Genomic DNA, 1,221 nt, shown 5'->3' on the forward strand with positions numbered 1-1,221 from the left:
GTTCCCCGCGCGGGTGCCCGGCGTGGACCTGCTCCCCTCCGGCGCGCTGGGCACGGCCCTGCGGGCCGCCCTCCTGGACGGGGCCTGGTCGCCCGTCCCCCTGCTCGTGCTCACCCTGTGGGGCGCCGTGGCCGTCGCGGCCGCGCTCCGCTGGTTCCGCTGGCGGCCCTGAGCCGTTCCCCGTCCCCCTGCATCGAACGATCGGAAGGACACCGTGTCCACCACCACCCCCGCGGCCGGGACCGCCCCGGCCGGGCTCGCCGCCCGCCTGCCGCAGCGCCTCACGAAGGCCACCATGGCCCTCGCCGTGGCGTCCCTGGCGTCCGAGATCGGCATCATCGTCACCGGCGGCGCCGTGCGCCTCACCGGCTCCGGCCTGGGCTGCCCCACGTGGCCCAAGTGCTCACCCGAGTCCCTCACCAACACCCCAGAGATGGGCATCCACGGCTACATCGAATTCGGCAACCGGACGCTGACGTTCGTCCTGGTGGTCATCGCCGCCGCCATGTTCCTGTCCCTGTGGAACCTGCGCGGCACCCACCGGAGCCCCTTCTGGCTCTCCGTGGGCCTGCTGGCCGGCATTCCCGCGCAGGCCCTCGTGGGCGGCGTCGTGGTCCTGACGAATCTGAACCCGTGGTGGGTGGCCGGCCACTTCATCGTGTCCTCGATCATGGTGGCCGTGGCGACCCTGCTCGTGGTGCGCATCGCCGCCGAGCGCCGTGCCGGCCGGGCGGGGGTGCCCCTCGTGGACGGCGCCACCACCGGCCGGTCCCGTGCCGCCGCCTGGGCGGCGTTCGCGCTGACGTGGGCCGCCGTGTACCTGGGCACCGTGGTGACCGGCACGGGCCCGCACTCCGGCGACCCCGGCTCGCCGCGCCACGAGTTCGACCCGCTGCTGGTCACGCGTGCCCACGTGATCCCGGTGTACCTGCTCCTGGCGGCCGCCCTGGTCCTGTTCTTCACGGTGCGCCGCGCGGCCGGCGCCTCCCGCCTGCAGCGCGCCGCCGTGCTGCGGCTCCTGCTCGCCCTCGTGTTCCAGGCCGCCGTGGGCTACACCCAGCACTTCACGGGCCTGCCGATCGGCGTGGTCCTGCTGCACATGCTGGGCTCTGCCCTGCTCGTGGCCGCCGCGACGGAGACCTGGGACCGCCAGGTCGCCCGCTACGTCACGGCCGGGCCGGGTGTCCCGGTCGAGGCCGCCGCCCCCACGCGCACCGTCGC

The 1,221-nt window shown here is 75.3% G+C and carries 1 protein-coding gene; it reads left to right on the forward strand.

The annotated features are described in order from the left end of the window. Positions 1-214: 214 nt before the first annotated feature. Positions 215-1,221: COX15/CtaA family protein (locus HMPREF3105_RS07500; RefSeq protein ID WP_070709083.1), on the forward strand; the 1,007-nt coding region annotated here is incomplete at its 3' end.

Origin of the sequence: Micrococcus sp. HMSC31B01 (assembly GCF_001816085.1) — a bacterium.
Lineage (GTDB): Bacteria > Actinomycetota > Actinomycetes > Actinomycetales > Micrococcaceae > Micrococcus > Micrococcus luteus.